The organism is Allobosea sp. ASV33, assembly GCF_016428755.1.
GTDB lineage: Bacteria > Pseudomonadota > Alphaproteobacteria > Rhizobiales > Beijerinckiaceae > Allobosea.
The window spans coordinates 70,916-83,406 of sequence record NZ_JAELTI010000011.1; the positions used below are offsets into that span (position 1 = coordinate 70,916).

12 protein-coding genes are annotated in these 12,491 nt (G+C 67.4%); 5 read left to right on the plus strand and 7 right to left on the minus strand.

Going from position 1 to position 12,491, the window contains the following annotated elements; translation table 11 throughout:
• Window positions 1–356 precede the first annotated feature (356 nt).
• Window positions 357–2,756 carry a heavy metal translocating P-type ATPase gene (locus tag JHD80_RS05720; protein WP_199085416.1) on the plus strand — a complete coding sequence of 800 codons (2,400 nt, stop codon included), beginning with the start codon at window positions 357–359 and terminating at the stop codon, window positions 2,754–2,756.
• A 201-nt stretch (window positions 2,757–2,957) separates the two neighbouring features.
• Here the strand turns inward: JHD80_RS05720 and JHD80_RS05725 are convergent, their stop codons facing one another.
• Window positions 2,958–3,311 (minus strand): hypothetical protein, encoded by a 354-nt coding sequence (locus tag JHD80_RS05725; protein ID WP_199085417.1) that lies wholly within the window; start codon window positions 3,309–3,311, stop codon window positions 2,958–2,960.
• Between JHD80_RS05725 and JHD80_RS05730 the strand changes: the two genes are divergently transcribed.
• The 3 genes from JHD80_RS05730 (at window position 3,310) to trmFO (ending at window position 5,616) form a co-directional block, all read left to right on the plus strand.
• The gene (locus JHD80_RS05730; protein WP_199085418.1) at window positions 3,310–3,762 is read left to right on the plus strand and encodes a hypothetical protein; all 453 of its coding nucleotides are present in this window, start codon (window positions 3,310–3,312) and stop codon (window positions 3,760–3,762) included. The genes JHD80_RS05725 and JHD80_RS05730 overlap by 2 nt on opposite strands.
• 106 nt (window positions 3,763–3,868) lie before the next feature.
• Entirely contained in the window at window positions 3,869–4,024 is a 156-nt protein-coding gene (locus JHD80_RS05735; RefSeq protein WP_082009515.1) for a DUF1127 domain-containing protein, read from the plus strand.
• Between the two features lie 185 nt (window positions 4,025–4,209).
• Window positions 4,210–5,616 carry a methylenetetrahydrofolate--tRNA-(uracil(54)-C(5))-methyltransferase (FADH(2)-oxidizing) TrmFO gene (trmFO, locus tag JHD80_RS05740; protein WP_199085419.1) on the plus strand — a complete coding sequence of 469 codons (1,407 nt, stop codon included), beginning with the start codon at window positions 4,210–4,212 and terminating at the stop codon, window positions 5,614–5,616.
• A gap of 119 nt (window positions 5,617–5,735) precedes the next feature.
• Here the strand turns inward: trmFO and JHD80_RS05745 are convergent, their stop codons facing one another.
• The 5 genes from JHD80_RS05745 to yajC all read right to left on the minus strand — a co-directional run bounded on the left by JHD80_RS05745 (window position 5,736) and on the right by yajC (window position 10,094).
• Entirely contained in the window at window positions 5,736–6,623 is an 888-nt protein-coding gene (locus JHD80_RS05745) for a phytoene/squalene synthase family protein (protein ID WP_199085427.1), read from the minus strand.
• Between the two features lie 152 nt (window positions 6,624–6,775).
• Entirely contained in the window at window positions 6,776–7,153 is a 378-nt protein-coding gene (locus JHD80_RS05750) for an Mth938-like domain-containing protein (RefSeq protein ID WP_349237216.1), read from the minus strand.
• 8 nt (window positions 7,154–7,161) lie between these two features.
• Entirely contained in the window at window positions 7,162–8,121 is a 960-nt protein-coding gene (gene secF / locus JHD80_RS05755; RefSeq protein WP_199085420.1) for a protein translocase subunit SecF, read from the minus strand.
• A gap of 24 nt (window positions 8,122–8,145) precedes the next feature.
• Complete coding sequence (secD, locus tag JHD80_RS05760) at window positions 8,146–9,756, minus strand: protein translocase subunit SecD (RefSeq protein ID WP_199085421.1); 1,611 nt, start codon at window positions 9,754–9,756, stop codon at window positions 8,146–8,148.
• 62 nt (window positions 9,757–9,818) lie between these two features.
• On the minus strand, window positions 9,819–10,094 hold the full coding sequence (gene yajC, locus JHD80_RS05765) for a preprotein translocase subunit YajC (protein WP_199085429.1): 276 nt from the start codon (window positions 10,092–10,094) through the stop codon (window positions 9,819–9,821).
• Between the two features lie 341 nt (window positions 10,095–10,435).
• On the opposite strand from yajC, the gene JHD80_RS05770 reads away from it, so the two are divergent.
• Entirely contained in the window at window positions 10,436–11,320 is an 885-nt protein-coding gene (locus JHD80_RS05770; RefSeq protein ID WP_199085422.1) for an ATP-binding protein, read from the plus strand.
• A gap of 294 nt (window positions 11,321–11,614) precedes the next feature.
• Here JHD80_RS05770 and JHD80_RS28625 read toward each other — a convergent pair.
• Window positions 11,615–12,491 (minus strand): M23 family metallopeptidase (locus JHD80_RS28625; RefSeq protein ID WP_248311410.1); only part of this gene is annotated, 877 nt, incomplete at its 5' end.

Below are 12,491 nucleotides of genomic sequence, written 5' to 3' on the forward strand. Positions count from 1 at the left end.
GCTCCCTCTCGGAGCGAACTATCCGGTACGGCGAGCGGCGCGGTCAATGGCAGGGCGCATGCTGCATGCAGGAGTGGAGAGCATGACAGCGCAGCGCACGGCACGAGGTCGGGCGCTGAAGCCAATGCTTTCCCCATTTAGGTGAAGGCTCACGTCATCCCGGACGGAGCGAAGCGGAGATCCGGGATCCACCGTAGGGCGCCGAGCCTTGGAATGGCTCCCGAGGCAAGCCCGGGATGACCGCGTGGTTCCCGAGAGAACCGGCAAACGCATGATCTGCATTTTCCCTCTTGAACCTGAAGTGGCTACAGCTTGTAGAGAGATGTCCCGTAGCGAAAGAGAGACGGAGACACGTCATGGCCGCCCGCCCTGAAACCGCAGCCCAGACCCTGTCCTGGAAGGTCGGCGGCATGGATTGCGCGAGCTGCGCCGCGAAGATTCGCGGCGCGGTGGAACGCCTGCCCGGCGTCAGCGACGTCAAGCTCTCAGTGATGTCGGAAACGCTGACGCTCGCCCTCGATGCCGGCGCGACCACGCCGGAAGCGATCGAGAAGCGCGTGAACGGCCTCGGCTACACCACGGCCGCATTGGCGGCTCCTGCTTCCGCATCGCCCGCCGCCAAGCAGGACGCTTGCGGCTGCGGCCATGATCACAGCGGCCACGCCCAGGACCATAGCGGTCACGCGCATGAGCACGACAAGCATGAGCACGGCGACGCCTGCTGCTCGGGCGCTGCGCATGGTCACGATCACAAGCACGGCCACGATCATTCGGGCCATTCCCACGCCGGCCATGACCACGCCCCGAAGAGCGCCCAGCCGGCCACCGCCGCGAAGGACCACGGCCACGGCCTGCCCGGCCATGTCCATGAGGCCACGCCCGATGGCGCGAGCTGGTACCAGACGGCCAAGGGTCGCCTCGTCATCGCGACGGGCCTGTTCCTCGGTGCGGCCTATGCCGCCGGCCTGATCTGGCCGGGTATCGGCCACTGGGCCTTCATCCTGGCCTGTATCGTCGGCGTCGCCCCTGTCGCGAAGCGCGCCTTCGCGGCGGCCCGCGCCGGCATTCCGTTCACCATCGAGATGCTGATGACGATCGCCGCCATCGGCGCGCTCTTCATCGGCGCGGCCGAGGAGGCGGCGCTGGTCGTCTTCCTCTTCGCGGTCGGCGAAGTGCTGGAAGGCGTCGCCGCCGACCGCGCCCGCGCCTCGATCCGTGCGCTGGGAGACCTCGTCCCCAAGACCGCCATCATCGAGGAGAACGGTGCGACCCGTCAGGTCGATGCGGCGAGCCTGACGATCGGGCAGACCGTGCTGGTCCGCCCCGGCGATCGCATCCCGGCCGATGGCGAGATCATCGACGGCACGTCCGGCATCGACGAAAGCCCGGTCACCGGCGAATCCGTGCCGAAGACCAAGGGCGTCGGCGAGCCCGTCTATGCCGGCTCGGTCAACCGCGAGGCGGCGCTGCGCGTGCGCGTCGACAAGGCGGCCGAAGACAACACCATCGCCCGCATCATCCGCCTGGTCGAGGAAGCCCAGGAGGCCCGCGCCCCGACCGAGCGCTTCATCGACCGCTTCTCGCGCTGGTACATGCCGGCGATCGTCGGCCTCGCCGTGCTGGTCGCGCTGGTGCCCCCGCTCCTGCTCGGCGCCGAATGGTCGGTCTGGATCTATCGGGCGCTCGCGCTGCTGCTGATCGGCTGCCCTTGCGCGCTCGTCATCTCGGTGCCCGCCGCGATCGCCGCCGCGCTGTCGGCCGGCGCCCGCCAAGGCTTGCTGATGAAGGGTGGCGTCGTCATCGAGACCGCCGCCAAGACCGGCCTCGTCGCCTTCGACAAGACGGGAACGCTCACGCAGGGCAAGCCGCGCGTCACCGATATCGTGGCGCTCGCCGGCAGCGAGGCGGAGGTTCTGGCCTTCGCCGCGGCGGTTGAGCATGGCTCGGCGCATCCGCTGGCCGAAGCCGTGCTGGAACGCACCCGCACGGACGGTATCGCCTACAAGCCTGCGACCGAGGCCGCCGCGCTGGCCGGCCAGGGCGTCACCGGCAAGGTCGACGGCCGCGCCGTCTTCGTCGGCGCACCGCGCCACGCCGAAAGCCGCGCCCCCTTCGACAAGCGAGCGCGCGTCACGGCGGAGGAGTTGGAGGCCGCCGGCAAGACCGTCGCCGCCGTCATCGTCGATGGCGCGCTTACCGGCTTCATCGCGCTCCGCGACGAGCCGCGCGAGGATGCGGCCGCGGCCATCGCCGAGCTCAAGGCGATGGGCATCCGCTCGACCATGCTGACCGGCGACAATGCCCGCACCGGCGCGGCCATCGCCGCCGGCCTCGGCATGGAGCACAAGGCCGAATTGATGCCCGACGACAAGGTCGCGGCGATCAAGGCCTTCTCCCGCGAGACCGCCGTGATGATGGTCGGCGACGGCATCAACGACGCGCCTGCCCTCGCCGCCGCAAGCATCGGCATCGCCATGGGGTCGGGCACAGACGTCGCGCTGGAGACCGCCGACGGCGCGGTGCTGAAGAGCCGTGTGCGCGATGTCGCGGCGCTGATCCGGCTGGCGCGGGCGGCCATGGGCAATATCCGCACGAACATCACGATCGCTCTCGGATTGAAGGCCGCGTTCCTGGTGACCAGCGTGCTCGGCTATACCGGCCTCTGGGTCGCGATCCTCGCCGATACCGGCGCGACCGTGATCGTCACCGCCAATGCGCTGCGGCTGCTACGCTTCGACGCAGGCAAGGCGGGCTAAAGCTCGCCATTTGCGCTTGGAGCCACGCCGTCATCCCGGGCTTGACCCGGGATCCATGCCGGCGCGCTTCCGATCGAGGTTCAGAAATGGATCCCGGCTCTACGCTTCGCTCCTGCCGGGATGACACGCGTTTCCGCCCGAACCCGCCTAGGTCAAAGCAGCGGGAGCGAGGCTAGCGGCGGGTCGGCCTCGGAGCGCGCATCACACCCGGATATCGGCCAGCGCGCCGGTCTTGTTTTGGCTCTCGCCCTTGGCCTGCATCTGCTTCAGCATCTCGTCGCGGATCTTGCTCATCACATCGGCCTTCGCCTTCGAGTCGAGCTTGTTGAACTGCTCTTCGGTCATCCCGAGCTTGGCGAGGATCGCGGCCTGAACCCGCTCCTCGGGCGACATCCGCGCGATCTTCAGGAACTCGTCCTCGGTCGAGGACGATGTCGTCGAGGCCGCAGCGGCGGTGCTGCTGCCGGTGTCGGTACTGCTGTCGTTCTGCGCAGCCGGCCTGACCGGCGTCGTGAATGGCAGGCTGATCGGCCGGTTCGTGATCGGATTCGACATGGCTTGCTCCTTTGAGCAAACCGGAACGCAAGCTCCGGGCCGCCACGGGCATCCCACGAAAGCGCTGCAAAATCAGACCCTTGGCAAAACGGGGGCAGGTTTCCCCATCATGCCTCGCGGAGAATGCGGCAAGTTCTGCCCGGCAAACCCTGCCGAATCCGGATTGACCGGCGAGCCGCACAAGCCCGCTAAGCGGCGCCGGGAATCGGCCCTGGCGACATCCATGCTGCAACGCAAACTGGAGCGGCTCCGCCTGCCCGCACTTAGCACCTGCAATATGCCTATTATGAAGGCACCACAGAACGCCAGCTCGCTTGAAACGCTCTCTTGCACAAATCGCAGGCTGCCGATTTCCTCAATTTCGCCGCAAGCGTTACGTTCAGCGCAGAACGATCCCATGAAAATGACCGGAACCTTAACTCGTCATGCATTGGAAGCATATCGGAGCTGACCGCGCGCCTCTGTTTGAAGCAGGCTGTCCGGATTATATGCACTGCACAACGAGATTATCGCTGTGGGCGCCGCCCCGGTCCGGAATATCGCCAAGGAAAACCACCATGTTCGTCACCATGATCGCCGCCAAAATCCGCGCCTACCTCCGCTATCGCGAGACCGTTCGCGAGCTCTCCCGTCTGACCGACCGCGAGCTCGACGATCTCGGCCTGTCGCGCTCGGAGATCTCCTTCATCGCCCGCTCGCACGCTGCGGCCTGAAGGCTTCGGAATGAGAACCGCCGCGCACAGGGTGCGGCGCGTTCCGTGTAGTTTCTCCTGAGGCTCGTGTTTCCCCTCCCCTCGAGCTTCGGTCGAAGAGCGAATGCCCGCCTCACGGCGGGCATTTTGCATTTCAGGCCGCCTGTCCCTTGACCTCGCGGCCCGCTGCGGACACATCCGCAGCCATGGAACCCGTACATATCATCGGCGGCGGTCTCGCCGGCTCCGAAGCCGCCTGGCAGATCGCGCAGGCCGGCGTCCCCGTCGTCATCCACGAGATGCGCCCCGTTCGCGGCACCGACGCCCACAAGACCGAAGACTTGGCCGAGCTCGTCTGCTCGAACTCCTTCCGCTCCGACGATTCCTCCAGCAACGCCGTCGGCCAGCTCCATTGGGAGATGCGCCGCCTGGGTTCGCTGATCATGGCCAAGGGCGACGCCCATCAGGTCCCGGCCGGCGGCGCGCTCGCGGTGGACCGCGACGGCTTCTCGCAGGCCGTCACCGCCGCGCTGGAAGCCCACCCGCTCGTCACCATCGATCGCGGCGAGATCGCCGGCCTTCCCCCGGCCGATTGGGACAATGTCATCATCGCCACCGGCCCGCTGACCTCGCCCGCGCTGGCGCAGGGCCTGCAGTCGCTGACATCCGAGGATGCGCTCGCCTTCTTCGACGCCATCGCACCGATCGTCCATTTCGATTCGATCGACATGGACCAGGCCTGGTTCCAGTCGCGCTACGACAAGGCCGGCCCCGGCGGCACCGGCTCCGACTACATCAACTGCCCGCTCGACCGCGACCAGTACGAAGCCTTCATCGACGCGCTGCTCGCCGCCGAGAAGACCGAGTTCAAGGAATGGGAGGGCACGCCCTATTTCGACGGCTGCCTGCCGATCGAGGTCATGGCCGAACGCGGCCGCGAGACCCTGCGCTGGGGTCCGATGAAGCCGGTCGGCCTCACCAACAAGCACAACCCGACCGTGAAGGCCTATGCCGTGGTCCAGCTCCGCCAGGACAATGCGCTCGGCACGCTGTTCAACATGACGGGCTTCCAGACCAAGCTGAAATATGGCGAGCAGGCCGCGATCTTCCGGATGATTCCCGGCCTGCAGAACGCAGAGTTCGCGAGGCTCGGCGGCATCCACCGCAACACCTACCTCAACTCGCCGAAGCTGCTCGACGAGCGCCTGCGCCTCAAGGCCGACACGCGCCTGCGCTTCGCCGGCCAGATCACCGGCTGCGAAGGCTATGTCGAGAGCGCCGCCACCGGCCTCCTCGCCGGCCGCATGGCTGCCGCCGAGCGGCTCGGCCACGACCTGACGCTGCCGCCCGCGACGACGGCTCTGGGCGCCTTAGTCAACCACATCACCGGCGGCCATATCGTCACCATCGACGAGGGCCCGCGCTCCTTCCAGCCGATGAACATCAATTTCGGCCTGTTCCCGCTGATCGAAGGCGTCGCGACGACCGGCCCCGACGGCAAGCGCCTGAAAGGCCCGGCCAAGAGCCTCGCCCGCAAGCAGGCCCTGACGGCCCGCGCCAAGCAGGTGATGGACGAGTGGGCGGGTGGCGTTGAGGCGAAGGCGGCGGAGTAATCAGCTCTGCCGTCATTCTCGGGCGAAGCGAAGCGCAGACCCGAGAATCTCAGCCAGAAGGAGGCTCTGGCGCCTCAGCGTCATGAGATGCTCGGGTCAAGCCCGGGCATGACAACCTCTTACTTGCGCCGCGACGCCCGCCACAGGATCCACTGTCGGCGCCAGGCGGGAAGCGTGATGATCGTGCGGTAGGGATCGTAGCCGCCCGCCTCCATCCGCTTGAGATAGGGCTCGACCAGCGCCACCGGCAGGAAGGCCGGCTTGAGGCCCGAGGGGATCGTCTCGTTGAGGCTCACCAGCTTCTTCAGGTGCCCGCGGGCGATCTCGCGCAGCTCCTTCAGCGTATAGAGCACCCCCGGCCCGCCCCGCCCGCGCACGATGTCGTCGCGCGTCACGCCGTTGCGGGTGAGGATATCGGCCGGCAAATAGACCTGCCCCTCGGCCGCATGCCAGGGAAAGGCGCGCATCAGACCGGTCAGCGCATAGGCGACGCCGGCATGGCCGCAGGCCGTCGCACCGCCGGGATCGCGCCCGCCCGCCAGGATGATGCAGGCGAGCCGGATGACCGCGCTCGCGGTTTCCCCGGCATAGCCCTCCAGATCGCGCAGCGAGGGCATCGGATCGTCATAGAGGTCGAAGATGCGCGCATCGATCAATGCCGTCAGCGGCGCGATCGGCAGGCGATAGCGCTTGATCGTGTCGAGCAGCGCTGCGGCCACCGGATGAGCTTGAGTCTCGCCGCCGGCCTGCCCCTCCAGCACGTCGCGCCACCATTGCAGTCGAACCTCGCCCGGCAGCGGCTCGCTGACCAGCGCCCTGACCCGCGCGATCTCGAGGCTGAAGGCATAGAGCGCATAGAGCGCCGCGCGACGGTCCTCGGGCGCGTAGAGCCCGGCGATATAGCGATCCTGGTCCTGCTCCCGGACCAGCTCGGCGCAATGGGCGTAGGCTTCCGGCAGGCGCGCCGGCGCGATTTCGCTGCGGTCGTCGGTATCGGTCTGCGGCATCGTCCCGCCTCGGCCCGTGGTCATGCGGCCGTTCCCAATCCTAGAGCATTTTCGAGCGAAGGGGTTATCGGTTCGCGTTGAGAAAATGCGACAAAACAAGACTCTAGGGCAAGCGCCCCGTCTCCGCTACGCATCGCCGGCATGGCCGGCATCTAGTCGACCGCGATCAAGGCCGCCGCCACGCGGCGATCCTCGCCGACGAGCACGTTATAGGTCCGCGCCGCGGCGCCGGTCGCCATGCCCTCGACCGTGATCCCGGCCTGCTTCAAGGGATCACGCAGTGCAGGCGGAATGAAGGCGATATCCGGCCCCGTCCCGATCAGCAGGAAATCGATCGTGCCGGCCTCGTCGAGCACCGGCTGCAGGCTCTCGATCGTCACCTCGGAAAAGCGCGCCACAGGCCAGATGCGGATGCCGGCCGGCGTCGCGATGATCGAGCCCTTGTGGCTCATCTGCGCAAAGCGGAACCCGCCCGCACCGATGGCGTCGAGCGGAAAGCGGCCGGGAACGAAGCCCTCGAAACGCGGCACGGCCGCTGTCAGGCCTTGGCCTTGGCGGCCGCGGCCTTGCTGCGCGCAGCCTCCTGCGCCTCCTCGCGGGCGCCCGCCGAGCGGACATCCATGTAGAGCAGTACCGGCGTCGAGATGAACATCGCCGAATAGGTGCAGACCACGACGCCGAACAGCATCACCAGCGCGAAGCCCTCAATCGCGGTGCCGCCGAACAGCACGAGCGCGAGCAGCGACAGGAAGGTCGTGGTCGCGGTCATCGCCGTGCGCGACAGGGTCGAGTTCACCGAGAGGTCGAGCAGCTCCGCCACCGGCATGGTCTTGTAGCGGCGCAGGAGTTCGCGCGTGCGGTCGAACACCACGACGGTCTCGTTCAGCGAGTAGCCGACGATGGTCAGGATCGCCGCGATCGAGGTCAGGTTGAATTCGAGCTGCGTGATCAGGAAGAAGCCGATGGTCAGGACGATATCGTGCAGCGTGCCCAGGATCGCGCCGATCGCCAGCGGCATCTCGAAGCGGAACCAGAGATAGATCAGCACGCCGACGATCGCGAGCACGACGCCAAGCGTACCGGCTTGCACCAGCTCGCCCGAAACGCGCGGGCCGACCGTCTCGACCCGACGGAAATCATAGGTCGAGGCGAAGGCTTCGCGCGCCTTGACGACGACAGCCTGCTGCGCCGTCTCGCCGCCCGGCTGCATGCCGAAGCGCATCGAGACCTCGCCACCGGAGCCGAATTCCTGCACTTCGGCCTCGCCGAAGCCGAGCCCGTTGGCGGTGTGGCGGATCTGGCCGATGTCGACGGCCTGCCCCTTCGTCTGCATCTCGATCAGGGTGCCGCCCTTGAAGTCGATGCCGAAATTCAGGCCGACCGTCAGGAAGAGCGTGAGCACGAGGATCGAATAGGCGGCCGACAGCGGATAGCTGAAGCGGCGGAACCAGACGAATTTGAACTTGGTGTTGTCGGGAACGATACGAAGCAGGCGCATGGCCAATCTCCTGAAAGGCTTGCGTCAGAACGGCAGGCGCTTGGGCTTGGCCCAGCGATACCAGATCGCGATCAGCATCCGGGTCAGCGTCACCGCCGTGATGACGGTGGTGAGGATGCCCAGGATGAAGACCACCGCGAAGCCGCGCACGGGGCCGGAGCCGAGCGAGAACAGCGCCACGGCTGCGATCAGCATGGTGACGTTGGAGTCGATGATCGTCGCAAACGCGCGCTGGAAGCCAGCTTCCAGCGCGGAGACAAGGCTGCGGCCCTGGTGCTCCTCCTCGCGCATGCGCTCGTAGATCAGCACGTTGGAGTCGACGGCCGTGCCGATGGTCAGCACGATGCCGGCGATGCCGGGCAGCGTCATCGTCGCGCCGAGGAAGGACATCAGGCCGAAGATCAGGCCGACATGGACCAGCAGCGCGACGCTCGCGATCATCCCGAACACGCCATAGGTGGCGAGCATGTAGATCACCACCAGCACGGTCGCGATCAGGGTGGCCATCTTGCCGGCATGGATCGAGTCGGCGCCGAGGCCAGGCCCGACGGTGCGCTCTTCCACGATGGTCATTTTGGCGGGCAGCGCGCCGGCGCGCAGCAGGATCGACAGGTTGTTGACCTGCTCGATCGTGAAATTGCCGGAGATCTGGCCCGAGCCGCCCGTGATCGGCGACTGGATAACCGGCGACGAGATCACCTTGTTGTCGAGCACGATCGCCAGCGGACGGCCGAGATTCTCGGTGGTGATCTGGCCAAAGCGCTGGGCGCCGCGGATGTTGAAACGGAAGTTCACGATCGGCTGGCCCGAGCGCGAATCGAAGGCCGGCTGAGCATCGATCAAGTCGGCACCGTCGACGACGGGTTGGCGCAGCACGGGCACCGGCTGGCCGCCGGCATCCTGCGACGGCAGCATGTCGACATCGGCGCTGTTGGCATCGCCGACGAGGCGGAACTCGAGCTTCGCGGTATCGCCGAGGATCTGCTTCAGGCGCTGCGGATCCTGCAGGCCCGGCACCTGCACCAGGATGCGGTCGAGGCCCTGGCGCTGGATGTTCGGCTCGGTCGTGCCGAGCGCGTCGACGCGGCGGCGCAGCACTTCCATGGCCTGCTCGACGGCGCGGCGAATGCGCTCGTTCGAGCCGGCCTCCGTCACCGTAAGCTGGATCAGCCCGTCGGGCTGTTCGGTGATGGCGATCGACTGGTTGCCGGAGGGACCGAAGGCGCCGAGTGTCCCGATCGGCTGCGCGAGCTCGCGCAGCTTCGGCATCACGCGCGCCCGCTCGGTGGCGTCGGGAACGCGCACCTGCACGCCGCGAGGCAAAGTCTGGATGCCGCCTTGTGGCGCAGCACGCTCGTCGCGGAGGATGCGGCGAACGTCGTCGCGAAGCTGGACGACCTGGCTGCGCACGAGCTCGGCCCGGTCGATCTCGAGCAGGACGTGCGAGCCGCCCTGCAGGTCGAGGCCCAGCACCACCGCATGGATCGGCAGGAAGGCCCGCGGAATCCACGACGGCGCGTTATCGGCGATGGCCTTGCGCGTCTCCGGCGAGAACAGGTTCGGCACGGCGAGCCCACAGCCGATGAACAGCACGAGCAGGACGAGGATGACCTTGCGGGCCTGGAGACGAAGCATATGCGTGAACAGCCTTGTTGTCGTGGTTCAGGCTCCGCGAACGGAGCCTGACCGTGGCATTCTCAGTTCTTGACCGGCTCGCTCTTGGAGCGGACGTCCTGGATCATGCCGCGCACGATGCGCACGCGCACGCCGTCGGCGATCTCGGCTTCCAGCTCGCCGTCGTCGACGACCTTCGAGACCTTCGCGATCAGGCCGCCCGAGGTGACGACGGTGTCGCCGCGGCGCACGTTCTTGATCATCTCCTGATGGGTCTTGGCCCGGCGCTGCTGCGGCCGGATGATCAGGAACCACATGATGACGAAAATCAGCAGGAACGGCACAAGCTGGATCAGCATGTCGGCGCCGCCACCGGCTCCCGTGGCCTGGGCGAAAGCGGGGGTGATCACGAATACGCTCCTCTGGTACGGCGGCGGCACGCCGCCGACCGCGAATCTCTAGGTGGAAAGACGTCAGGCCAAAACCATCGCCCGGCCGCAAAATCGCGCGGACTATAGCCAGCAACGCCGTGAAATCAATCGGACGCGCCCAGTCTCCCATGCGCGATCCCTCACCTATGGGCTGGCTGCCATTCGCGCAATGCCTCTTGCGCGCGATCCACGGCGTGGTTTAGCTAGCGGCATGAACCGTACCGGACGGTACGGTACGGTTCGATGGAACGAAACGAAGGCGCGCCGCCATGACCACGACCGAGACCGCCCCCGACCCCACGCTGGCCACGCTGCTGCGCATCGCCGACGCGTTGGAGCGCATCGCGCCGCCCCGCCGCAAGGACGCCGACCTCAAGGCCGCCGATGCTTTCGTCTGGCAGGCGGTGGGCTCGGAACTGGTGCCGGTGCCCAAGGTCAACCGCGTCGCGCTCTCGCTTTTGCGCGGCGTCGACCGCGTTCGCGACACGCTGGGCGAGAATACCGAGCGCTTCGCCAAGGGCCTGCCGGCCAATAACGTGCTGCTCTGGGGCGCGCGCGGCATGGGCAAGTCCTCGCTGGTCAAGGCCGTCCATGCCGACACCAACCTGTGCCTCGCCAAGGACGCGCTGCCGCTGAAGCTGATCGAGATCCACCGCGAGGATATCGAGAGCCTGCCCGCCCTGATGAGCCTGCTGCGCAACGATCCGCATCGCGCCATCGTCTTCTGCGACGATCTGTCCTTCGACGGCGACGACACCTCCTACAAGTCGCTGAAGGCGGTGCTCGACGGCGGCGTCGAGGGGCGGCCGGACAATGTCGTGTTCTACGCCACCTCGAATCGCCGCCACCTCCTGCCGCGCGACATGATGGACAACGAGCGCTCGACCTCGATCAATCCGGGCGAGGCGATCGAGGAGAAGGTCTCGCTCTCGGACCGCTTCGGCCTCTGGCTCGGCTTCCACAAGTGCAGCCAGGACGAGTATCTGGAGATGATCAACGGCTATGCCGGCCATTTCGGGCTCGACGTGGCGCCGGAAGAGCTGCGCCGCGACGCGCTGGAATGGTCGACGACCCGCGGCTCACGCTCCGGCCGCACCGCCTGGCAGTACATCCAGGACCTCGCCGGCCGGCTGGGGAAGAAGCTGGAGGGGTGACGAGCGTACGCTCGCCGCGACTTCGAACCAACTTTGTCATTCCGGGGCTTCGCGCAGCGAAGAACCCGGAACCCACGACCGGGTGAGCCCTCCACAACAGGCTTTGGGGTGTCCAGCCCAGTGGTGGGTTCCGGGTTCGCGCCTGTGGCGCGCCCCGGAATGACAACCAAGGCAATTGCCCACGCAGCCTGAAACGAAAACGGGGCGGCCCTTTTTCTGGGGCCGCCCCGTTCTTTTCGATCGGGAGGGTCTCGCGAACCGATCGAATTGGGAAACTGTGTCCGCGGTGCGGGATCAGTTGTTGAGATAGGGCGTCGGATCGACCGGGGCCGAACCCTTGCGCAGCTCGAAATGGAGCTGCGGCGAGGATACGTTGCCGCTCTGGCCGGAATTCGCCACGACCTGGCCGCGCTTGACCGTGTCGCCGCGCTTCACCTTGAGCTCGCCATTATGGGCATAGGCCGAGACATAGCCGTTCGGATGGCGGATCAGGACGAGATTGCCGTAGCCCTTCAGCTCGCTGCCGGCATACGCCACCGTGCCGCCCTCGGCCGCCTTGATCGGCGTGCCCTCGGGGACTGCGATGTTGATGCCTTCATTGCCGCCCTTCCCGCTATAGCCGGAGATGACGCGGCCGCGGGCCGGCCAGCGGAAATCCGCCTTGTCGGCCGACGAGGCAGCCTCTTCTTCCTGCTTGGGAATGCTGGCGGTGGTCTTCGGCTCCGGCGCGGGATCGGCCTTCGGGATCGCGGTCGGCTTCGGCTCGATGGCCGGGGCATTCGCGACGACGACGGGCTTCGCCGGCTGGGCGGCGGGCGCGGCGGTCTTCACCGGCTTCGCCTCAGGCGCAGGCTTCACGGCAGCGACCGGTGCGGCGGCAGGCTTGGCGGCCGGCGTCGGCAGGGCCGCGGTCTTGCGGGCATCCGCCTTGGCCTTGGCCTCGGCCGCGAACCGGGCGCGGGATTCCTTCATGGCCTGGGCGTCGGCGGCGGCTTTCGCCTTGGCCTCGGCGGCAGCAGTCGCCTTGGCTTCGGCAGCGGCCCTGGCCTGCACCTTCGGATCGACGGCGGCTGGCGGCATGGCGCGCGGAGCGGCGGACGGCCCGGCGACGAAGCGCTGCGTCTCGACCGGCGCCTGCGCAGCCTGACGGACCGGAGCCGGGGCCGGGGCC